This is a genomic window from Hydrogenophaga sp. OTU3427, assembly GCF_038440225.1.
GTDB lineage: Bacteria > Pseudomonadota > Gammaproteobacteria > Burkholderiales > Burkholderiaceae_C > Hydrogenophaga.
The window spans coordinates 1-20,475 of record NZ_JASATI010000040.1; the positions used below are offsets into that span (position 1 = coordinate 1).

Below are 20,475 nucleotides of genomic sequence, written 5' to 3' on the forward strand. Positions count from 1 at the left end.
CAAGGAGCTAGTGAGCAGGGCAAGTGCCTTCTTTGCCACTGCCGAGCGCGATGTCGAGGCCGAGAAGGCGGCCACGATCACCGAAATCAAAGTGCTGATGGATCAGTACGGCGTCACCGTCGAGATGCTCCAGACGGAGTGACCGTCAGACGACTCTATGTCAGTTCGGGGTTCGGAGGTTTGGCCCACTATTTGTGCGAGCCGACCTCGATGCCGGTCAAGCGGGCGTGGTTTCCGCCAAACGAGCCACCACCGCCCGTTTGCCGAGTTTGAGCGCCTCAGCAATTTGCTGAGCTTGTGCCGCACGCGGTTGCACCTTGCCCGATTCCCACTTGTACACCGACAACGCCGATGCACCGATCAGCGTCGCCATCTGGGCCTGCGAAATGCCCAGCTTTGCGCGGTGCGCAGCCAGCTTCTCTGCATCAAATCGCGCCGTACGGCCAGCGCGCGATGTCGATTCTTCAGCTTCCGAAGCCTTGGGTTCAGGCGCTGCTTTCGCGGCACTGCGCTGAGCTTGCTTCAGCAGACCCGCCAATGCCTTGACATCGCGTTTGAGTGCTGCAATTTCTGTCCGGTGCGCAGACGTTGCTTTGCGCAAGGCCTGCACTTCGTCTTTCAACTCTTTGCGAGCCACGCGGGCGATTTCCGACTTGAGGGTGTTTGCGAATGTACTCATGGGGCCTATGTTAGCGCGCGTGCGGAAGTCGCTGCAAAACAGGAGGCTTCAAGATTGCTCATCCGACTTTGTTGAAATCAATTGACGAAGCTAGGTCAGTCCTGCCGCATCGACTGCGCCGGCGCTTTTGCAGCTGATTCACACGGCGGCGAGGTATGTGATGGCGTGCCGAAAGTGCCGCGTGAAATTCTCAACAGCAGTTACCCACACGCACCCTAAAATCCGTGCGCGCCATGACGATGTGCGCCTCGGTATCTACAACCTACACATGGACAGTCACATGGCAACTGCAAAAAAATCTCCTGCCACCAAAACGGCCGCACCCGCAAAAACCGCACCCAAGAAGGTTGCAGCCAAGGCAGCACCCGCCAAGAAGCCGGCTGCCGCGCCTGTGGCTCTCAAGCCTATCAAAACCACTTTCAATAAAACCACGCTGCTCGCGCACCTGGTCGAAACCACTGGCCAGGAACCCAAGGCGGTCAAGGCGGTTTTGGGTGCACTAGAAGCCACGCTGCTGGCCTCCATCAACAAGAAGGGCGCCGGCGAGTTCTCATGGCCTGGTGTGGTCAAGGTGACGGCGCTTCAAGTTCCGGCCAAGAAGGCCCGCAAAGGCATTGATCCGTTCACCAAGCAAGAGCGTACCTTTGCGGCCAAGCCGGCCTCTGTGAAGGTCAAGGCCCGTTTCTTCAAGAAGGTGAAAGACGCGGCCTTGTAATTCATCGGTCTACTGCAAAAAAGATGCTCGCCTAGCCTGGCGCGCATTTTTTGCGCAGCCGTATTTTTCATATGCGGTTACCTGTAGTGAGCGGGTCCGCTGGGCGGGATCGCATAGAGGCCCAATTGCCGGGTAGCTTCCTAGACGAGATTTCCAAAGGCAGGAGTGCAGCGACAGCCGTCGGTCGCTCCCGGGAATTGTTTTCACGGTGCCTGGCACGAAGCCGTCATCGGCTCACCCAGCAGCACGAGGGCATCAACGACAGGTATCGGGGGGACTGCAGTCATCCAGCGTGGCAGGCCGCAGGTTGCTCCGCCAACTCGCGGTCGGATGTCTGCTGCTCGAAGGGCCGAACTCACACTGTCGACCCTTAGCAGACGCTCGGCAGCTTGGAAAGCGGACATTTAACGTTTGAGTTCGGCGGCCGCTGAAGGCGATCCGCTGTCGAGATGGGTTATGGCGCTGCCTGCGGACGGCCAAGCAAACTGACGAGGTAGCCAACTAGCAAAACACTGAAGATCAATTGAGTCAAGACGACCATTCGAACGAGTCGACTGTTTGGAACGATGTCGCCGAAGGTAGTCGTCGTGGAGACTCCGACACTGAAGTACAAGAAGTCAATCCACTCAAGTCTTCCGGTGCGAGTTGAGTACCAATTTTCAAGGCGTTTAAAAGCATGGCTGCGAAGATCGCCTAGCCTTCTTATGAGGTCGTTCTGCTCTTGGCGCAAAGTCGCGAGTTTGGCCTCCGTCGCTCCGAACTTCGCGGATGCGTCCGGATCGGCAAGTTCCCGCAGGTGGTGAAGCGCATATTCACCGGCGTCACCTTGACGGACAGCCAATGCGTACTGTGCCTTTGCGAGGGCAACTCTTGCGTTGGCAGCGGCGATGGCTGCGGCTGGCGATGGCGATCGTTGGGCAGCGGCAGTTAGCGCATCGACAACAGTTGTAGCACGTTCAACCGCAGCGGATTCGGCGGCGACAGCCTTTTGCTTGTACTTCTCGACGTTTGACCAAAGCTTTGCCGAATGCTCTTCGTATATTGCCTTCGCAGCTAGTTCAATTGCGGCCTGCTCTCGTTCCAACGCGCGTAGCTGGACCTGCGCCGAAGTCGCTTCTCGATCAATTTCGCCAACGATCTTGGAGAATTCGTCCAGTTCAATGGCAGACGTTGAAGACGAAACCGCTGTGGAGTTCCACATGGCTCCGGCACTCGGCGACCATAGCTTGGCTAGGAGTTGATCGTACGGCGTCAGATTGAACTCTCTGTTCAAGATAAAGCTGTCAGGCCGAGCTACCCAAGCGCACCAGTACGCGAGGGAAAAGATCAGGACCGACACGATCCAGATGGTAACAGTAACAGTTTTGCTCTTTAGCACGAGGTGGCGAAGTGGTGGCATGTTATTTGAGCGATCTAACGTCGGAGTTGACCGGCGCGCAACGGTATCGCGTCGCCATGTGTAGGATTTTCTGGGCACCTAACGGCAATGTCGTTGGAGGTCGTTGTCGAACGGCCTGTTAGGCATCAGGACCGCCTGCTTCAGGCGCGTCGAACAGCACCCCATCTACCTGTCTCTTGAATACCCCTCGCTTTATCAGGACGTTCACAGCACGCGTGTACTGACTGCTACTAATCCCCAATTGAGAGATGACCACTTTGTGCGTATCTTTTGGCCAAGGCTGATCCGGTAAGCATGACCTCACCTTCTCAATCAATTCGTCATCGACTGGCAGGGCAATCTGCGGAGGAATAGGTACTCGAACTATTGGAGCAGCGATCGGCTTCGGTTTGGGCTCGAACTCGGAAGCGACGTACTCCATCCAACGTTGGTCTGTCCATGTTGCCGATTCGCGTTCGAATTCAACCGACACTCTGTGCTTCAGAACAGAATTCCAGGTCTTTGCAGTACCACCCATTGACTCAAAGTACGCGAACAAACTCTTGCGCAGTTTTCTCTGGTTCCAAATCGTCTTCAACGGCAAGGTCGAATCCCACTTGATGTCAGGCTTCGGCGCGCTCACGACTTCATGCACAGAGCCCTTTAGCTCACGCACTTCTTGAACAAGGGCGGAGAGGATGTCGTCTTTCCCCAGTGCTCCTGAGGCCGCAGCGATCGTCGCCATCCGACCAACCGCATCCATGGGTTTGTAGTATTTTCCTTCCGACGCCGCTTGAACAAACGCGACAATCTTTCTCTTGTTAACTTCAATATCAAGCAGCTGTCGGTCATGCATGATGACGCGCTGATTCGAAACGTCGAATGGCAGACGCTGCCCTTCCCAAGCCATGATCACCAGCGGAAGGCCTAGCGCATGGCGAATCCCGAGCTCGTACATAACATTGGGGTTCGGATCGTCGGTCTTCTCGAACCCCCCCAGATCTACGAGGACCATCGGATCGAATGCTAGATGGGCCCGAATCTCGTCGTTGATTGCTCCTGGCTGCTCTTCTCCTGCGGAAAGGACAGGTTCATACCCAGACGCGTGAATGGCAGGAGCAATGACAACTTCGTACCATCCTCGAAACCATTTTTGCTCTTCGGCATCCCTCCCAAAAGGCATCACTACAAAGCAAGAAGGCTTTGGTTCTACTGCATCATCCATATTCGGTGCTTCCTCCTTTGATACCTAAAGGAATGTAGACCGCAAGCTGGCACAACCTGTATCTGATCGCTGCGGCCCAATCTTGTTTACCCTACAGGTCCAAGTGCTTGATAACAAATTGGTATCCCTTAAATTGTTGGTTGGGTGTCACTACTAAACTCGAGTAAAAAAATCCCGCAAAAATTTTGCCATTCTAGGTCGCGATTGCCCTCGGGTACATACCCCAAAAGGTGCATTGAGAGACAGCTTTCGGAGCCAACCCGAATGTCCGCTCCTGGCCGGCTCCGTCAGTTCGCTGGTGAGCCCGACAGAGGTCCTTGGTCATGCGCCATATCGCAGGACAAGTGCATGACCAAGACGATCGAGAGCCGACCCAAACCAAGCATCCGCCCGCCGAAACTATCAGCCGCACAGCAGTCGTGTCTAGGTCTCAGCGCTTGCGCCACACACTCGCCAGCCAGGGCTGTTGCTCGATCGGCAGGCCCGAGGGACGGTAGAAGTGATCCAACTCGTCGAAGCCGGCGGCCATCATCAAAGCGCGCCAGGTTGGCCAGTCGTAAAACACGCCGTAGCGCTCACCGTTCCAGCCTTCCTGGCCATTGCCGCGCGGGTTGGAACTGAACAGCACGCCGCCCGGCCGCAGGCATGCCTGCAGTTGTCGTAGCACCTGCGGCAGCACCGGGCGGGGCACATGGAACAGCACGGCGTTCGCAAACACACCGTCGTAACGCTGCGCGGGTAGTTCGAGGTGCAGGAAGCTTTGCTCCAGCACCTCGCAGCCGCTGCGTAGGCGCGCCAGCGCCGCCACGCTTGGTGCGCCTTCCAGGCCCACGGCGCGGTGGCCCAGCGCGGTAAAGGCGTGCAGGTCGCGCCCAGGCCCGCAGCCGAAATCCAGCAGGTCAAAAGGCGGTGGCCCGGAAATGTGCTTCAGAAGCGCCGCGATGTTCTGGCTGACGTCGTGGTCGCGCGTGCCTTCCCAGTAGCTCTGGGCGTTCTGCTCGTAGTGCGCCAGGGTGCGCGCGGCGACTTGTTGCAGGTCTTCGGAACTCAATGGCATACCGCATCATTTCATACAGCACCGCCCTGACCCGAAATACTGGACAGCCTGAACGCTCTCCGATCGAGTTCAGGGGCTCATAGGGGGCACTCTCGAACCACCATGTCGCGCTGACAGGCCGCTTCGGCGCGCACCGGCGGAATCACGGTCTCGGCCAGGAGCAGCCAACGAACGGCGCATGCTCTGGTCCGCCCAAAGCCGGTGTCAAGGCAGGCGCGATTCGCTCACGCCGGGCTTACGCGGGCCGGTAGACCGCGCAGAGCTTGTTGCCATCCGGATCGCGCACGTAGGCCAGGTGCATGGCGCCCGGTTTGTCCTCTCGGGGGCCAGGCGCGCCCTCGATCGAGGTCCCGCCATGCGCGATGGCCGTGTCGTGGAAGGCTTGCAGCTGCTCAGCGGATTGACATTTGAAACCGATCGTGCCGCCGTTGGCGTGAGTGGCCGGCTGGCCGTCGACAGGCTGGCTGATTCCGAAGGTGCTGCCGTCGTGGCGGTAGAACAGGCGAGACTGGCCGGTTCCGTTCACGTTGAGCACGCCCTCTCCCGCGCCCAGCACGCGGAGCACGGCGTCATAAAAGCGCTTGGCACGTTCAATGTCGTTGGTGCCGACCATCACGTGGTTCAACATGTCTAGCTCTTTCCTTAAAGTGTTCTCATGGCCAGCGGTGTGCCGGCGGCGCGAGTCTACGCTGAGTGTGATCACGGTCGACCATTGATGCGAGAGTTCGGCGCTCAGTGCCTGAAGCCGATATCGCAGCGCGGCCGGCCGGTGTGCAGCGGGAGCGGTCTGTCAACACTGCATGGGCTACTGTCACTGGGACCCAGTAAACGGTCGTTGAGGGCAGCGCTCTACGGACGTTCTACAAATAGAAGCCCTCAATCACCGTTTTCGGTGGGTGTGTATGCCAACAAGAAGCGGCAACTTGGCGGGAGGATAGCCTCGGGGTCAGTCTCTGAGCTACACCGCAGCAAAGAATAGTTGCGAGAATTAGGCAGATCGCATCAGGAGAGCCACCAATGACCAGTCTCGTCTTCGAGGAAAAGAGCGTATCCAATCCGCCTCGGCAGCCAAATACCTTTTACTTCTATCCCAATAACTGGGATGACTTCGGGTTCAAGACGACTTTCTATGTCTTCTATGTAGACAAGGCGGGCACCGAGTTCAAGATTGGGCAGACGCGAGTCGGATACCGTGGTCAGGTCGATGGCTGGACACTGAACCATGTGAAGGAGCAAGCCTCGCCAGATATCTTCTCGCTGGGTCAGGATGTCTCTTACTACAAGTCGCTACAGGATCAGGTCGACCCTTCTGTCGTCAGTGTGTACTTTAAACTGGTTGGCGACATAGCAGCGCACGACGAGATATTTCAGGCAGTTCAGGGCGAAGCGGTGCTCGCGAAGTCCTTGATGCGCGACGTGAGCATCTCAGCCATCCTGGGTCAGTACCGCCGGGTGATTGACGGAAAATCGGTGCTGACACCATTCCGCTTTCGCTACAAGGACCCTGGAGAGGCGGAGCGCGCAGCGTTCAAGCTCGACTTTAAGGTCGAGCCGATGACCACGCCCTCGACCAACCTCCATGTCCTTATTGGTCGCAACGGCGTGGGAAAGACGACGATTCTCAACAACATGGTGCGGTCCATCATTGCGCCCCACACCAATCAAGAGAATCGACCTATGGTCCTGACAGTCAGTGAACACTTCATAGAGACCCCCTCCGATGCGTCAGAGTTCAGCTGCGTCGTTTCCGTATCGTTCAGCGCTTTCGATCCATTCGAACCTCCGCCATCCCCTGACCAAGATCGATCGGCTGGCGTGGCCTACTTCTACGTTGGCATGCAGGACATCGTGAAAGATGTGAACGAGAAGGGAGAGACGGTCGAAGTGCGGAAGGTGAAAACAAGGATGCAGCTTCGGCAAGAGTTCGTTGAGGCAGTGCATTCCTGCATTAGCTTGGATAGCAAGCGAGATCGCTGGTCTGATGCCATTGGGCGCATTGAGTCTGATCGAAATTTTCAGGATATTGCGCTTAGAGACCTAATGAAACTTAAAGAGACGGAGCTGAAGATCGCGGCGGGAACTCTATTCGACGAACTCAGCTCGGGGCACGCAGTGGTCTTGCTGACCATTACGAAGCTGGTCGACTGCATGGAGGAAAAGACTCTGGTTTTGCTCGACGAGCCGGAGAGCCATCTGCATCCGCCACTGCTATCTTCGTTTATCCGCGCACTTTCTGATCTCCTAAATCACCGTAACGCCGTCGCCGTAATTGCAACCCATTCGCCCGTGGTGCTGCAGGAGGTGCCAAGAGGCTGTGTATGGGTGATCTCACGCGTCCGTAGTGCCGGCAGCTATGAGCGTCCGTCCGGCGAGACGTTCGGGGAGAACGTTGGTGTCCTGACACGAGCCGTGTTTGGTCTGGAGGTGGCGAAGTCGGGGTTCCACGACAATTTGCAGCAAGCCGTCGACAAAGGGGGCTCGTTTGAGAGCATTTGTCTGGAGTTCGGTGAGCAGCTTGGCTTTGAGGCGCAGGCTCAACTGCGCGCCATGATCCGGGAACGGGCGAATCGCGGCGGTGAGCAATGAAGCGATTGGATTGCTCGGGATTCGATTCCGCCACGCTCCTGGATGCTTGCGTCGGTCAGCTCGATGCACAAGACGACAAAGACCGATTCACTGACGCGCGAGATGACCTTGTCCAACACTATGCGGCCTATGTTGCAATGGCCGGGCAACACACCTTGTTCTCCGCGCAGTCCTTCCTTCATGGAAATACCGACCAGATCGTTTGTGGAGCTATCAGCAAAGGGGACCTGACAGACCTCTATAGCCACACCATGGTTGGGAAGGACGGGCAGGCACGCAAGGTCTACGACAGGTTGATGGCACTGCCTGCCCATTCGAACTGTCCCTACTGTGGGCTTGGTCAAGTTTTCACCTTGGACCACTTTCTGGCGAAGTCTCGCTATCCACAGTTCTCGGTTCTTTGCGAGAACCTGATTGCTTGTTGCGAGACCTGCAACAAGACAATGAGCGGGGGGCTCACGACTGTCGACAACATTGCCCTGCATCCGTATTTTGAGGACGCTGCGATTGAAAACACAACATGGTTGACCGCCTCGTTGAACGAGACAGCGCCTGCCTCGGTGTCCTATAGCGTCGCTCAGGTCGATGCGTGGTCGCCCGAGCTTGCCAGGCGCGTACGCAATCACTTTGGGCAACTGAACCTCGCTGGGCGCTATGCCGTGGCGGCGGCCAACGAGCTGGCCAGCAACGCCGACGTCCTTTGCTTGATGGGCTCTCCAGCGGATATCCAATCGCATCTCGCCAAGTGGGCTCAAGGTCTGACACATCACTCGCCAAACTCCTGGAAAGCCGCGCTGTATCGGGCGCTCGCGACAAGTGCTTGGTACGCCGAAGGTGGCTACGGTGCGCGAGCATAGGGCGTACTGCAGCCAGTAGAGTTGATGCTGCATCCCTTGACCAATTCAAGCCTGTCCTCGATCTCTATCGAAGCTGCTTCACGCGCTCCTGGAGAGCCAAAGTGGTCGGACTGTTCACGACAGCAAGCGCAGCAGCTATTTCGACAAGCGCCTGCCGAGCCTGCGCGTGATGTGACAGGGCCTGTGCATCGGAGCTCAACGCCTCCGCAACGAGTTCAACAAGTGCGTCGCCAGCGCGCTCGCGGTACCAACCAGCGGAATGCTCGTGTTCCCTTAGCACGGCGGCGAGCCAGCGAAGCCCGTCAAGGCGCAGTGTCGATCCGAAGTCTGTCGTCAAGAAGTGGCAGAAGCGGGTTACGCATTCATCATCGCGTGCCAGGTGTGCAGAAGCCCAGCGTTCGTAGAACTCCTGCATTCTCAGCGCCGCGTCTGGGGGTAGTTTGGAAAGGGCCTCCTCGTTCCCGAAGCCGAGCAGGTCACAAATCAAGCGTTCGCCGTGGAACCAGAGGCCAGGTGGAGACCAATCGGCTGCGAGACCATATTCCGCGATGGCTCGCCAGATGCGTTCGAATGCAACTGGATCTTCACCTTTCCCGAGACGCAGAAAAAAACCGTGAATAAAGTGCTTCAACGCGTAGTGCGCAGCTGGACCGTGGGCAAGCACTGGCTCCCAAACTGCACGCGCATCCACAGCGGGCGCCGCGATTGCCAAGGCTCCAAGCTTTTGAAGGATGCCGTAGCCGAGACTCTGGCTAGGTAAGTCGTACTCGCCCTCTTTCTTCTTGTTCGACTTTGCACGAGTGATGTCGTAGTCCCAGATACGCAGCACCAAGCGCGAGTCAAGGTCGTGGTCGCCAGTGCCATTTCCTTCGATGAGCCATTTGAACAGGACCTCTAGGAAGTGCCCGTCCAACGAAGCGCCTCGATCACGCTCCGGCTTTCTCGACCAAGGCTGGTCGCCTTTTCTGTAACGCCTCATCCGACGTCGGAAATCCAAGCGTTCTAGGCCCGCGACCACACGTTTGAAATCGAGATCGTCCGGTGTCGAGTTTTGTCCACGGAGTGGAAAGCACCGTAGTCGTGCGAGCCACCGATTCCAGACGTTCTCGACATCGTCACCGTCACCGTGTCGCGGCGCGAGCAGGCGGAGGCCCGACCAGAACAGCCCAACACGGAGTAACCGCCACCATGCGTGACCAAGTTGATCCCTATTGGCGTAGGCGATGTTGATCACAACCGCGACGGCACGTTGGTCGCCACTTGTCAGAAGTCGCAGGACGGCGTCCTCCCATTCCTGGCCACTATCTCCATTGTTCAGCCAAAGCGGCATGACTGCATAGGCGACGAATTTCAGTTCGTCACGGTGGTCTATTCGCAGCCCTTGGACATCTTCTCTCGTCGACGCGACCGCCGCCACACCGGATCGTAGGATTTCGAGCGAGCGCTTCCGCGCTTCAGGAATTTTGGTGAACCATGCGTCGCCCAACGCTACGAGCGTGCCGGCAGCAGCGAAGCGGCATTTCAACTTTGCCTCCTTATCGTCTCCGTCCGCTTCCGTCTCACACTCCTTCAACAAGTTGAAGAGGTACGCAGCCTCTTCGTCGGTTAGCGGTTTGCCGCCCAGAAGTCGCCGCTCGCACTTCTCTGGCATGAGAAGGTATGTAAGGATGGGCGCGGAATCGTCCTGCCAAGACTGCACCTCAAGGCCTAGTTGGGCGGGACAGACGAAGTTCCGCCTCTCTACGCCTGTCTCCTGATCGATAGCGGTCGGATAGTTGTTCTGGTCAAGTGCGGCGAAGAGCAGCTTGAATTCGAGCGCCTCCTTCGGATTTTCTGGCAGCGACCAGGTCGGCAACAACGCTTGAATGCGTTGTGCAAAGTCTTGATCGGCCAACAAGACTTTTACTACGACATCGACAAACTTCTCTTGGCGGTGAGGCGCCAAGGTCCAGTCACGGGCAAAGTTGAACATCGCCTCACCTGCACGGGACCAGCTCCAAGCGATGAAGTTCTGACCAACGTGCTCAACGCGCACGCTGTCCCAATAGAAAAGGCTCGGGTGCGTAACCAGGATGGAGAGGGGCCCTGTCAGCAGGGACGGTCGATACTTGGCCACGTTGAGGAGCACGCTGACGAGTGCCGCGGAGTTTCCCTCCTGGAAAATTCTCTCGAGATCTGCACTGATGTCCTCACCCGCGTCGAGCCGTTGCACAAGCCAACGCTCCAACGCATCGAGAGCGCAATACAGGTTGCCGTTGTGCAGGTCATTGGTTTGCGGCCAACCGAATACCTGCCACCATCCGCGGAATATCTTGTTCGACCCGTCCGAAAACTGCAGCGTCACCCCGGGAATCTCGCAGGAGCGCTCCTTCATGACCCCGGCAACCCAGCGCTCGGTGCAGAAGTTCACCAGCGCGATGAGCGCGGTGAGTGCGGTTTCTGGGGCAATCTGAAAGAAGGGGAAGAACGGGCTCTTCCAGAAGGCCGTCGGGTAAGCGTCCTGAGCGTATTCTAGTCCGAGGTCGATTTCGAACCGCGTGGAACCGTCTTCCCGTTCCGGTTGGTCTTCAATGATGAGAGCAAGCAGGATTTCGGCCGCCAGCTCAGGCTGAACTCGCATCAGAGACTGGATGCCGTTTTCCTTGATGCAGGCAGTTCGAAAGTCCATATCGACCCTGGAGCTGGCTCCAAGCGGCCAAGGTGGCAACCGCTTTCGGAACGATCCTAGTGATGGCGGTATCCGCTTTAGTTCTTCGTGCCGCGCCTTGTATTCGGAATCGGTTTTTAGACGCTCTGCGTGGGCCGTCGACTGCTGACGCCGCACCTCGGAGATTCGCCGCTTGACGTCAGCGTCGACCTCTCTACGTCCTGCAAGTTCGAGCGTCCAATTTCCGACCTCGGTTGGCAGGTCGGAAATCCCTGCAAGCGGTGCGGTGTACAGCAACGGCTCACGCATCAGGTAAATCACGCCGTGGCCCTTCTCAACCTGCACGTTCCGAGCCATGGCGAGCGCTATCTCAGCCATCTCCAGGCGGAAAGGCATGGGATTGCCGCTGCTCAGCGTAGTTGGCGTCTTTGTCAACCAGGTCTCGATGACCTTCGCTAGAGCGGGTGAAACCAGCCCAGCTAGTCGCTCCCGCTGCGCAATGAGGAAGCGGAGAACGGGTGGCCATCGGCCGAAGACGATCGAGCGGTATTGCGCCTCAATGTACAGGCCAAGCGCAGCGTCCAAGCCCGTTCCACCGCTCGCTGGGACCGTCGCGATGTGGTGGAAACGGAGAAGCAGACGCGTGAAGTGCTGAGCGCCGTCGTTGAGCAGGAGGTTGGCGCGTTCGCTCAGAAAGCGCTCGGCGTCGGGGTCCAAGCAAAGAGCGTCAAGAAGGATGTCACCCGCCACATCGATCTTCGCTGCCTCTGCGGCTCCGAAGGCAACGTCCCAGGCAGTGCCAGTCTCGGCCGCTTGTCGCAGCAAAAACTGGCCGAGCATTCGGAGTGCGTTCGTCCAGAGTGGATTGACGGCCAGGGCGGTCCACTGCGACGTGTCCGTCCAAATCTGTTTCAGGTACTGAAAGCGCGACCAATCCGCTGCAAGATCGTGCTCGAACTCGATGCGGTTGGTTCGCTCATTCAAGTGCAGCGGAAGCTCCTCGGGCCGCTGCGTGAACGTTGCCGTGTCCGCCGGCTGCAAGTCAGTCAACGCGAAGCTTCTCTCAAACAATGCTTCTCGCTGGGCGAGGCGCATCGCCAACGCCTGCACGTCGGCGCGGTCTTTAGTCCAGTACTTCCAGAGGCGGTCAGCTATGGCGGTGTGTGACGCCAGTCCACCGGCGGTTGACCTCAACGCCTCCCCCGCCTGAATGACCCACGCTAATGTCCGCAGGTTCGCCAGTGCCGCGATGGTTTCGTCATGCGCAGCCAACCAGCCCAAATTGGGCGACTGCAGAAGCGCTAGCTTCACAGCATTGGCTTTCAGCCCTTCGACCTCGACCAAACATGCCTTCCGACCGCCCAGGATTGTCTCTTCGCCTTGGACCCAGCTCTGCGTCTGCATGACGATGACGACCCGCCACGCACCCAACGTCTTTTCTCCGTCATTTGGCAGGATGGCTTGAAGCAGTTGGCGGATGACAATGAACTCGCCAGCCTCAACACGTTCCGCCGAGTCGATGACAAGTACGTTCTGCTGCTTCACCGTGGCGTTCAGTACTTGCGAAAGTTCGTGCGTCAGTGGAAGGGCACCACGGCGCGCCGCACTGAGCGCCGTCTTCAGGTCCTCCGGGCCGAACCACACTTGGTTCCAAGATGGATAAGCGCCGTCCAAAACCGACTTGACCAGCGCCGACTTGCCCGAACCAGACTCCCCAAAGACCACCGTGACCGGTTTGTCGGCGATCACTGCCTGGAGCAACGCCTTCTCCTCTGTTCGCGGGACGACGTAGCCAGACGGTAACTCCGTCTCAATACGCGCCGTATGGTCCGCGGTGATGTTGGATAGTGTCTCCCAATCACGCTCGAAGTCCGGATGATGGCGGAGGCCAAACTGGCCCCGCAGCAAGGACAACAGGTCTAGGATGGTGATGGTCCCGCTGCTAAGACGCACCTCCTTCGCGACGTAAATGAGATCCTTCCAAAGAGCCTGCGCTTCGTCGTCACGTCCCGACACGAGCAAACGACGGCATTGCGCGATGCCCTGGATCTCGTTCTCGGAGTGCGCAAGCTGCAAGTCGGTTGGCAGCACGTGCAGGCGGCGAATTAGCTCGATGGTCTCCTCGTCAGACCCGCCGCCGGGCTTCTGGACGCTGTCGAAGACGCGTGACTGCCTCGCATTGCTGCGGATGCGGCTCATCGCAAGCGCTTTGTCAGTGCCGCTGCACGCGTTCTTGACTTCACGCCACGCCGAGTTGAACTGTTGATGTGCGTCGAGTGTCACCAAGGCTAGCCCGTCGGTCGCGCGGTTAAATGGCCCCTGAGGGTCACGCCACTGCTCCCAGGAACGCGTAACGAAGTCAGCGGGGAGACCGACCGCAGTCACCTGCAAATTGCCCTTCGCCGAGATCGCTAGCCGCCGCGGCACACCGGCCACCTGGGCTGTCAGCAGCAGGTCGTCGATACGCCACCTTAAGGTCGAGACTTGGGCTTGGACCTGTGTGACCACGCCGCCAATACCTGGCACCTGCTCACCTGACAGGGCCTTCACTAACTGCCAGGCACTTATCAGGTCCTCGAACTCGAAACCGGCCCCACTCGTCGACCGCAGCGTCGCGGTCGCGCGTTTCGCGATGCCTCCGCGAGGCGGGGTGGACTTCGATGTTTTCTTGGACTGCGTCATCTACTTTCGAGTGCTTGTTGCTCTGCATTATTGACACATATGTCGGCGAGCAGCAGTGGGCATAGGCACCTTGCTGGCATATAGGCATTCAGCGCGTCGTAGGTTCTCGAACGCAATTTCAGCAGCACTAACCATGTGGACCGCCAAAGAACTACCGAAGCCGCCGCACTTCCACTCAAAAATCTGGGCGACTACCCTGGACAGACGTCCGGAACGGCTCTAAAGGGTCAAGAAGCTGGCGTTCAACACGACCTCGATGAGCGACTGCAGTCAGCCTTGACCGAACCTTCATCGGCGCACGACTAAACCCATTCGCTCAAAGGATAGGTGCGAGATCAGGGTGAGACCTGTTCGCCGGTGATCTCGAAAAGATCTCCAACAGACACGTTGAAGTAGCGGCACAGACGCTCGATCGCATCCAGGTCGACCCTGGTGGCGGTTTCCTGGTAAAGCAAGGTCACCGTGTTCCGATGCAAGCCGGTGTCGCGTGCCACATCGATGATCTTGAGCTTGCGCTCCCCCATCAATCGGGACAGATGGCACTTAACCACCGCATGCTCCAAGTATTTTTTTCATTCTGAATGACAAAAAGCAGTTGACAAAGACATTTTCGCACTCATAATGTCATCCAAGACGACAAAAAGACACGATGGCGTGGGTTTTGACGTCTTGATTGTCCCATTCTTCTTAAGGAGTGCATAGTGCCGGCCGCAACCTACCTCACCACAGACGAGTTGTCAGCTCGCATCAAGTATGACAGCCGAACCATCCGCGAACGCCTGAAGGACAGCGTGTTGTTGGAGGGGCGGCACTACATCCGCCCATTCGGAGGCCGCAAGACCCTCTACATCTGGGAGCACATTGAAGTCGACATGGCCCTGGCCTCATCGGCCGGCGCTGGCTCCATTCCCATGGCCAACGGGAGCGTTCTCCATGGGTAGCATTCGCCGACTGGAGAGCAAGGGCACGCTCTTCATGGACTTCAGATTCGCGGGGCGGAGGCTGCGGGAGTACACAGTGCTGCCAGACAACGTCGCCAACCGCAAACGCCTCCAAAAAGCCCTGGAGCGAATCGAAGGCGAGATTGCCCTGGGCACCTTCGACTACCAGAAGACCTTTGGCAAGCCCTTGCCGACGGCCGCCACCACCGCGGTCGAAGAGGCACCCCAGGCGCAAACCGAACTGGTGGCGTCGATGGTGCAATCCCGCGTGGGCAAGACGCCGCTGCTGCGGGACTTCATCGAGGTCTGGTTCACCGAGACGGAGGTGCTGTGGCGCAAGAGCTACCGCGTGACGCAGCGCGGCGCCATCGACAAGTACATCACCCCCTACTTCGGGGACAAGGAGGTCGGCCAAATCACCAAGGCAGACGTACTGGCATTTCGGGCTTCACTCGCCAAAGTCACCACCCGAAAATCCCAAGGCACCTTGTCCAACCGCCGCATCAACGCGGTGATGAAACCGCTGCGCCAGATTCTCAACGAAGCGGCCGACCGGTTTGAGTTTACTTCGGCGTTTCGCAACATCAAGCCGCTGAAGATGAAGCGCAGCGATGTCAACCCGTTCTCGCTCGACGAGGTGCAGCGCATCCTGAGCACCGTCCGGGTCGACTACCGCAACTACTTCGTCGTGCGCTTCTTCACCGGCATGCGCACGGGAGAGGTCCACGGTTTGAAGTGGAAGTACATCGACTTCGAGCGCAACCTGATCCTGGTGCGCGAGGCCATCGTGCTCAACGAGGAGGACGAGCTCAAGACCGACGGCAGCTTGCGCGATATCCAGATGAGCCAGCTGGTGGTCGATGCCCTCAAGAGCCAGCTCAAGGCCACCGGCAAGCTCTCTGACTACGTGTTCTGCAACCGCAAGGGGCAGCCGCTGGACAACAAGAACTTCCTGAACCGGGTCTGGTCACCCCTGCTGCGCCACCTGGGGCTCGATCACCGCCGGGCCTACCAGATGCGCCACACGGCCGCGACCCTGTGGCTGGCCTCGGGCGAGGCGCCGGAGTGGATCGCACGCCAGTTGGGGCACACCACCACGGAGATGCTGTTCCGGGTCTACAGCCGGTACGTGCCCAACCTGACGCGCCGCGATGGCTCGGCCATGGAGCGCATGCTGGCCCAGCACATCTCCACGGTGCCCGTGACCGGGGCGGTCATCCGGCTGGACGAGCCCGCACTGGGCGAGGCAGCGCGGGAACGCTTCGATTCCGCGGACGAGAACCAGAGCACCCTGTCGGCCTTCCTCGCCACCTCGGACGGCAATCAGGCCTCCCAGCGTGGCGCCAAGACCCACCGGCTGGTCTCGGGTGGGGTCGACCGTGCGACGGCAGACAAGGCAATGGGTGCCTCTCGGACCGCTGGCAGCGGTGTCGGGGACGACGGCGCGATTCCCTGGGCCTGGTCCACCGCCAAGCCGGACCGGTCCCAGCCGCCCCCGCGTGCTCGTCCGTCTCGGGCCAATGGTGACGCCTTCGTGGTGTGACCTGAACGCCTGACCGGCACCTCCCGGCTTCCGCCTCTACCTCCGATCCCGACCAGTACCCCAGCGCAGCACGTGTTTTGAAACACCGCCGGCGCTGGGTAGGGCAGAGCCACGCCCGCTGCTGGGTCCTCAACCGTTTCGACGCTGCATTTCACCTAACCAGGAATTCACATGAGCAAGACCAACACCACCTCTGATGCCAAAACCGCTGCCACGACAGCGACTGCGACCCCAGGCAACACCTCCAAGCCCACCACTGAACAAGCAGCGCGCCCCGCAGCAGCCGGCAGCCATGTGCTTGGTTTTACGCTGGCCCCACAAGGCAGTGCACGGGTGGACCCCGACGCACTGGAGGGCATTCCTGAAATGCCTACCCCACCTTCAGGCACCAGCGAGTCCATCACCCGTTACCACCTGCGTGGCGTGTTGAACCTGCAGATGTACCCCTCGCAGTTGGAGACGATGGGTCAGGCGGCGGCCGATGCGCTGTGCCAAGCGTTCACGGATCAGCTGCTGGGCGTGACTGTGCAGACCGACGAAGCGGTCTATGACCTGGTGTGCGTGCCCGTGTTGGAGGTGGTCGGCACACCACCTTGGGGCATGCAGGACTACCACCTCTGGCCACCAGCAGCGGCGGTGCTGCAGGAATGGGCGTCAAACACCCCGGCAAAGACTGGGGCGGCGAAGGCACGGCAGACCCGCAAAGCAGGAAAACGACCTGCAGACCGGGGCGAATGAACGCCAACGTTGAGCGAGCACATCACATCCCGATTGGATCCCCGATGAAATCCCAGTCCTCCAGCCACCGTTCGACCTCGCTGCCCAGAAGTGAGGAGGTCCGCACCTTGCCCACCTTTCCGTGGGAGCTCTACTACCCCTTGCGCAACCGGATCCATGCCGAGCGCCTGCGATCGTCCAGCAAGGCGTTGGAGCATTTCGCGACCCACGCCTTCATGACCAATGAGCTGATCGCTGCCTATTTCCACACCCGTATCACACCTGGTGCTCAGAGTGGTGCTGGTGCTCAAGGGACCTCAGATGCCACAGGTGTTCACACCGCACCGGTGGCGTCGGTCGCGAATGCGCAAGCGGTGGTCACTTTTGTCGACTGGCCATACCGCCTGGCCCACCGAGCGGCGGAGCGGGCCAGCCGCGGTCCGTTCATCTCCGCCGCCGATGCGGCACCGACGCACCTGGCCACCTTTCTGTACCACAGCGGCGTACTGCGCTACTGGGACAGCATGGCCAAGTCAGGACGTATCCCTTCCCGTGAGTTCAACACCCCGGAGGGAATGGCCGCCGCGCGGGCGGTGCGCATGGCATTGCTGAGCGATTCGCTGAACTACCTCTGCAGACACAACGCCGAGCTGGGCAACACCTTGAGCGTGGTGATGGAAGACGAGCGGGTGATCAGGAGCGTGACCACGCATGCGCCCGAGCGTGTGGCGCGCATCGGGGCGGCGATCTTCTTCTCACGCTTATGGGTGCACGCGGCCTTGACAACAGGACGAAGTATGAGAACTTGAATGCACGAGCCCGTGATCGAGTCAGCTGAACCCACTCATCCATCTTATTGACCACACCACCTATGCTGAAAACCAACCCCCACTCGACCGACCGCAACCAGGCCCAATCCGCGTCGGCATTCAACGCCCACATGCAGGCTCCTGCCACGCCAGTCCGGTCGCCGCTACCGGTTGCGGTGCCAGGGTACGTGCCCACGCGTTCGGCCGTGAAGTCTCCTGTGATGATCGCGCCCAACGCGCTGCATGAGCACCGGACGTCGCACATCTTGCATGCCGTTCCCATGCTGGGCGAGCCGTCGCTGGATGGCTTTTTCGGAGACGCTTTCGGGGGCCGTGGTCTGTGTGATGCATACCTCCTGGTCATGCCCGACCCGGTCATGAGCCTGGCTCAGACAACGGTGGGCGGGCAGGTTAACCCACCCCGTCTGGCGTTGGACTTGAGCATTGCCGACATGAACGTGATGCTCAGCCGGTCAGGGCTGCTGAAGCACGAGCGGCGCCTGGGGGCGGTGGCGGCTTTCTTCGCCCCGTGTGGGTGGTACCTGCACCTCAATCAGTGTGACACCTCACTCATGGGCCAGCGCTCCAACCTGAGCGCGTTGCGCGAGCTTCGGATGGAGGCCTTGCGTTACCCGCTGCGTGCCCTACGCAAGCGCCACCCAGCGTTGGTGGCCACACTGACCGCGATCTGGAACCCGGAGAAGAACGAAACCGATGACGTGGATGCCGATCAGGTGCAGCGCATCCGCCGCGCTGTGCTGGATGTGTGCGGTTGGCTCTGAGCACGGAGCTGTGAAGACTTTGTAGACGTTGACAGGTGAGTGGCCTGAGCCCAGCTCTGGGTGACCATGAGCTGGGGTATCGGGCCCAGCGCCGCCAGTCTGCCAACCTGGATATTCCCACTTGCTGTCAACAAACATGTTCGAGACCAACGCCACACTGAAGGTGGTCATGATCATTGGCATCGTGATCGCCTGCGTTCTGATGATCTTGTTTTTACGAGCCGTTAAGGAGGCTGAAAGGACCCGAAGGAACAGGCCTGTCAAAACACGTCGTTGCAGGTGGACGCGCTGAGCAACTTGCGTGGGTTTTGAAAGGGGCAAACTCAAGTTGCAGCCTGCGCACAGCGCCCGGGGTTTCATGCCCGATCACGATGACCGCTTTGAACTGGCGCCCCGCGACGTGGTGGCGCTTGCCATCGATGCCGAAAGAAACAACATGGACTGGATTGTGTGCACCTGGACACCTCGCACCAACCTCCCGAATTCCTTCCAGTCTTTCCTTGGTTTAAGCAGCAGCCAGTGCTTCTGCCGACAGTGGCTTGACCTTGCGAATGAGTGCTTTGGCATTCTGCTGTGCTGCCCACAGGTCGTAGGCCGCTTGCATGCCCAGCCATACATCGGCACGCCCTCCATGCTCAACTCCCAGTCAGCGCTCCAGTCGCAAGGCCATTTCAGGGGATACCGCAGCCGCACCATTCAGAACGCGCGAAAGAGTCGGACGAGTCACGGCCAAGGCTTTTGCTGCGTCCGTAACGCTCATGCCCAGGGCCGGTAAAACGTCGTCTCGCAATGTCTGACCGGGGTGGGGAGGTTTGTGCATTCTGGTCATCATTTTCCTCAGCGGTAGTCCTGGTAGTCCAACAGAATCGCATCTCCAACATCAAACCGGAACGTCAGCCGCCAATTGCCGCTGACCGACACGGACCAATGCCCATCAAGCGCCCCAGACAGCGGGTGCAACTTCCAGCCCGGCAAGTTCATGTCCTTTGGCGCCTGAGCCTGGTTCAGCTGCGCCAACTGCCTGGCTAACCTGTCGGCATGCACCGCCTGAATGAGGCCTGGCTCCTTTCTGAAGAAGGCCTCTATGCCCTTGTGTGCAAAGGTCCTGATCATTTTGTGTAGTGTAACGCCACGCAGCACGGATGAAGTTGATACTATCGAACAGGCGCAGAACTTCGTTCGATGCGGCACCTGGTAGCCCGCCACCCATAGAAACTCCAGTCAGGGCTTCAACAGTCGGAGGCTATGCATCAGCATTGACCCCGCAATTCAATGTATGCGCGCGGTGAACCCCACCTTGATCGCGCCGTGCGGTCATGGCTGATGGTCAGACGTGGGCGGGGTGCCAGCGGTGCGGCAAGAGCTCGTCAATGCGACTTGCCATGTGCGTGGGCAGCTGGGTCAGCACATCGTTGAGATAGATGGCATATGGATCATGCCCGTTCATTCGTGCCGACTGGATCAAACTCATCACGGCGGCCGCCCGCTGTCCGGCACGCAAGCTTCCTGCGAATAACCAATTGTTGCGGTTATGCGCAACTCCGCATAAACGGTCGAACTGGCTGTTCAGCGGTAGCCTGCGTGCGGGCAAGCGGGCCGCAGCCATCATGAGCCTGCTGCACTCTGCACGCATCAAGGGGCACGAACCTTACGCGTACTTCAAGGACGTGCTCGAGCGGTTGCCAACGCATCCGGCCAGTCGTATCGACGAGCTGCTGCCGCATCGCTGGTTGCCAGCCATCTGAGGTGCGGCGCTAGCCTCGTGCTGTCCGTCAAGATGACTTTGCCGGATACCGATGGACTGCGCTGAGCGTGACCGACAGTGGGAAGTCGGTCAAATTCGCGGCGAGGCGCTCC

The 20,475-nt window shown here is 59.1% G+C and carries 16 protein-coding genes and 4 pseudogenes; 10 read left to right on the plus strand and 10 right to left on the minus strand.

Features of this window, described 5'->3' with window-relative positions:
• Positions 1 to 217: 217 nt before the first annotated feature.
• The gene (locus AAHB17_RS18930) at positions 218 to 679 is read right to left on the minus strand and encodes a helix-turn-helix domain-containing protein (protein ID WP_342132355.1); all 462 of its coding nucleotides are present in this window, start codon (positions 677 to 679) and stop codon (positions 218 to 220) included.
• Between the two features lie 280 nt (positions 680 to 959).
• Here AAHB17_RS18930 and AAHB17_RS18935 point away from each other — a divergent pair, with 280 nt between their 5' ends.
• On the plus strand, positions 960 to 1,394 hold the full coding sequence (locus AAHB17_RS18935; RefSeq protein WP_342132356.1) for an HU family DNA-binding protein: 435 nt from the start codon (positions 960 to 962) through the stop codon (positions 1,392 to 1,394).
• A gap of 454 nt (positions 1,395 to 1,848) precedes the next feature.
• Here AAHB17_RS18935 and AAHB17_RS18940 read toward each other — a convergent pair whose 3' ends face one another.
• The 4 genes from AAHB17_RS18940 to AAHB17_RS18955 form a co-directional block, all read right to left on the minus strand.
• On the minus strand, positions 1,849 to 2,772 hold the full coding sequence (locus AAHB17_RS18940; RefSeq protein WP_342132357.1) for a potassium channel family protein: 924 nt from the start codon (positions 2,770 to 2,772) through the stop codon (positions 1,849 to 1,851).
• Between the two features lie 139 nt (positions 2,773 to 2,911).
• Positions 2,912 to 3,997 (minus strand): hypothetical protein, encoded by a 1,086-nt coding sequence (locus AAHB17_RS18945; protein WP_342132358.1) that lies wholly within the window; start codon positions 3,995 to 3,997, stop codon positions 2,912 to 2,914.
• A 430-nt stretch (positions 3,998 to 4,427) separates the two neighbouring features.
• Complete coding sequence (locus tag AAHB17_RS18950; protein ID WP_342132359.1) at positions 4,428 to 5,054, minus strand: class I SAM-dependent methyltransferase; 627 nt, start codon at positions 5,052 to 5,054, stop codon at positions 4,428 to 4,430.
• Positions 5,055 to 5,289: 235 nt separating this feature from the next.
• Positions 5,290 to 5,682, minus strand: coding sequence for a VOC family protein (locus AAHB17_RS18955; RefSeq protein WP_342132360.1), 393 nt, complete (start codon positions 5,680 to 5,682; stop codon positions 5,290 to 5,292).
• Between the two features lie 389 nt (positions 5,683 to 6,071).
• Here AAHB17_RS18955 and AAHB17_RS18960 point away from each other — a divergent pair, with 389 nt between their 5' ends.
• Entirely contained in the window at positions 6,072 to 7,640 is a 1,569-nt protein-coding gene (locus tag AAHB17_RS18960; RefSeq protein WP_342132361.1) for an AAA family ATPase, read from the plus strand.
• Positions 7,637 to 8,497: an HNH endonuclease gene (locus AAHB17_RS18965; RefSeq protein ID WP_342132362.1), complete on the plus strand. Its 861-nt coding sequence runs from the start codon at positions 7,637 to 7,639 to the stop codon at positions 8,495 to 8,497. Before AAHB17_RS18960 ends, AAHB17_RS18965 begins: the two co-directional genes overlap by 4 nt.
• A gap of 64 nt (positions 8,498 to 8,561) precedes the next feature.
• On the opposite strand, the gene AAHB17_RS18970 is transcribed toward AAHB17_RS18965, so the two are convergent.
• Both AAHB17_RS18970 and AAHB17_RS18975 read right to left on the minus strand, forming a co-directional pair.
• Entirely contained in the window at positions 8,562 to 13,826 is a 5,265-nt protein-coding gene (locus tag AAHB17_RS18970) for a hypothetical protein (RefSeq protein WP_342132363.1), read from the minus strand.
• 335 nt (positions 13,827 to 14,161) lie between these two features.
• The gene (locus tag AAHB17_RS18975) at positions 14,162 to 14,377 is read right to left on the minus strand and encodes a helix-turn-helix domain-containing protein (RefSeq protein ID WP_342132394.1); all 216 of its coding nucleotides are present in this window, start codon (positions 14,375 to 14,377) and stop codon (positions 14,162 to 14,164) included.
• Positions 14,378 to 14,527: 150 nt separating this feature from the next.
• Here AAHB17_RS18975 and AAHB17_RS18980 point away from each other — a divergent pair, with 150 nt between their 5' ends.
• The 6 genes and pseudogenes from AAHB17_RS18980 to AAHB17_RS19005 all read left to right on the plus strand — a co-directional run.
• Positions 14,528 to 14,767 carry a hypothetical protein gene (locus tag AAHB17_RS18980; RefSeq protein ID WP_342132364.1) on the plus strand — a complete coding sequence of 80 codons (240 nt, stop codon included), beginning with the start codon at positions 14,528 to 14,530 and terminating at the stop codon, positions 14,765 to 14,767.
• Between the two features lie 34 nt (positions 14,768 to 14,801).
• The gene (locus tag AAHB17_RS18985) at positions 14,802 to 16,310 is read left to right on the plus strand and encodes a tyrosine-type recombinase/integrase (RefSeq protein WP_342132396.1); all 1,509 of its coding nucleotides are present in this window, start codon (positions 14,802 to 14,804) and stop codon (positions 16,308 to 16,310) included.
• Between the two features lie 171 nt (positions 16,311 to 16,481).
• Positions 16,482 to 17,048 carry a hypothetical protein gene (locus tag AAHB17_RS18990; protein ID WP_342132365.1) on the plus strand — a complete coding sequence of 189 codons (567 nt, stop codon included), beginning with the start codon at positions 16,482 to 16,484 and terminating at the stop codon, positions 17,046 to 17,048.
• Between the two features lie 44 nt (positions 17,049 to 17,092).
• Positions 17,093 to 17,836, plus strand: a complete 744-nt coding sequence (locus AAHB17_RS18995; RefSeq protein ID WP_342132366.1) for a hypothetical protein — start codon at positions 17,093 to 17,095, stop codon at positions 17,834 to 17,836.
• 62 nt (positions 17,837 to 17,898) lie between these two features.
• Positions 17,899 to 18,618 (plus strand): hypothetical protein, encoded by a 720-nt coding sequence (locus AAHB17_RS19000; protein WP_342132367.1) that lies wholly within the window; start codon positions 17,899 to 17,901, stop codon positions 18,616 to 18,618.
• A 355-nt stretch (positions 18,619 to 18,973) separates the two neighbouring features.
• Positions 18,974 to 19,107, plus strand: a pseudogene (locus AAHB17_RS19005) (L-aspartate oxidase); the annotation flags it as partial.
• A gap of 16 nt (positions 19,108 to 19,123) precedes the next feature.
• Here the strand turns inward: AAHB17_RS19005 and AAHB17_RS19010 are convergent.
• The 3 genes and pseudogenes from AAHB17_RS19010 to AAHB17_RS19020 form a co-directional block, all read right to left on the minus strand.
• Positions 19,124 to 19,447 (minus strand): annotated as a pseudogene (locus AAHB17_RS19010) (HigA family addiction module antitoxin).
• A gap of 8 nt (positions 19,448 to 19,455) precedes the next feature.
• On the minus strand, positions 19,456 to 19,731 hold the full coding sequence (locus AAHB17_RS19015) for a type II toxin-antitoxin system RelE/ParE family toxin (protein WP_342132368.1): 276 nt from the start codon (positions 19,729 to 19,731) through the stop codon (positions 19,456 to 19,458).
• Positions 19,732 to 19,945: 214 nt separating this feature from the next.
• Positions 19,946 to 20,155: pseudogene (locus tag AAHB17_RS19020) on the minus strand (transposase domain-containing protein); the annotation flags it as partial.
• Positions 20,156 to 20,168: 13 nt separating this feature from the next.
• On the opposite strand from AAHB17_RS19020, the pseudogene AAHB17_RS19025 reads away from it, so the two are divergent.
• Positions 20,169 to 20,363 (plus strand): annotated as a pseudogene (locus tag AAHB17_RS19025) (transposase domain-containing protein); the annotation flags it as partial.
• Positions 20,364 to 20,475 lie beyond the last annotated feature (112 nt).

What these genes read in the sequence shown, in the direction of transcription:
- AAHB17_RS18930 (WP_342132355.1), bottom strand. Translation starts at nt 679, where the DNA reads ATGAGTACATTCGCAAACACCCTCAAGTCGGAAATCGCCCGCGTGGCT.
- AAHB17_RS18935 (WP_342132356.1), top strand. Translation starts at nt 960, where the DNA reads ATGGCAACTGCAAAAAAATCTCCTGCCACCAAAACGGCCGCACCCGCA.
- AAHB17_RS18945 (WP_342132358.1), bottom strand. Translation starts at nt 3,997, where the DNA reads ATGGATGATGCAGTAGAACCAAAGCCTTCTTGCTTTGTAGTGATGCCT.
- AAHB17_RS18950 (WP_342132359.1), bottom strand. Translation starts at nt 5,054, where the DNA reads ATGCCATTGAGTTCCGAAGACCTGCAACAAGTCGCCGCGCGCACCCTG.
- AAHB17_RS18955 (WP_342132360.1), bottom strand. Translation starts at nt 5,682, where the DNA reads ATGTTGAACCACGTGATGGTCGGCACCAACGACATTGAACGTGCCAAG.
- AAHB17_RS18960 (WP_342132361.1), top strand. Translation starts at nt 6,072, where the DNA reads ATGACCAGTCTCGTCTTCGAGGAAAAGAGCGTATCCAATCCGCCTCGG.
- AAHB17_RS18965 (WP_342132362.1), top strand. Translation starts at nt 7,637, where the DNA reads ATGAAGCGATTGGATTGCTCGGGATTCGATTCCGCCACGCTCCTGGAT.
- AAHB17_RS18970 (WP_342132363.1), bottom strand. Translation starts at nt 13,826, where the DNA reads ATGACGCAGTCCAAGAAAACATCGAAGTCCACCCCGCCTCGCGGAGGC.
- AAHB17_RS18985 (WP_342132396.1), top strand. Translation starts at nt 14,802, where the DNA reads ATGGACTTCAGATTCGCGGGGCGGAGGCTGCGGGAGTACACAGTGCTG.
- AAHB17_RS18990 (WP_342132365.1), top strand. Translation starts at nt 16,482, where the DNA reads ATGAGCAAGACCAACACCACCTCTGATGCCAAAACCGCTGCCACGACA.
- AAHB17_RS18995 (WP_342132366.1), top strand. Translation starts at nt 17,093, where the DNA reads ATGAAATCCCAGTCCTCCAGCCACCGTTCGACCTCGCTGCCCAGAAGT.
- AAHB17_RS19000 (WP_342132367.1), top strand. Translation starts at nt 17,899, where the DNA reads ATGCTGAAAACCAACCCCCACTCGACCGACCGCAACCAGGCCCAATCC.
- AAHB17_RS19015 (WP_342132368.1), bottom strand. Translation starts at nt 19,731, where the DNA reads ATGATCAGGACCTTTGCACACAAGGGCATAGAGGCCTTCTTCAGAAAG.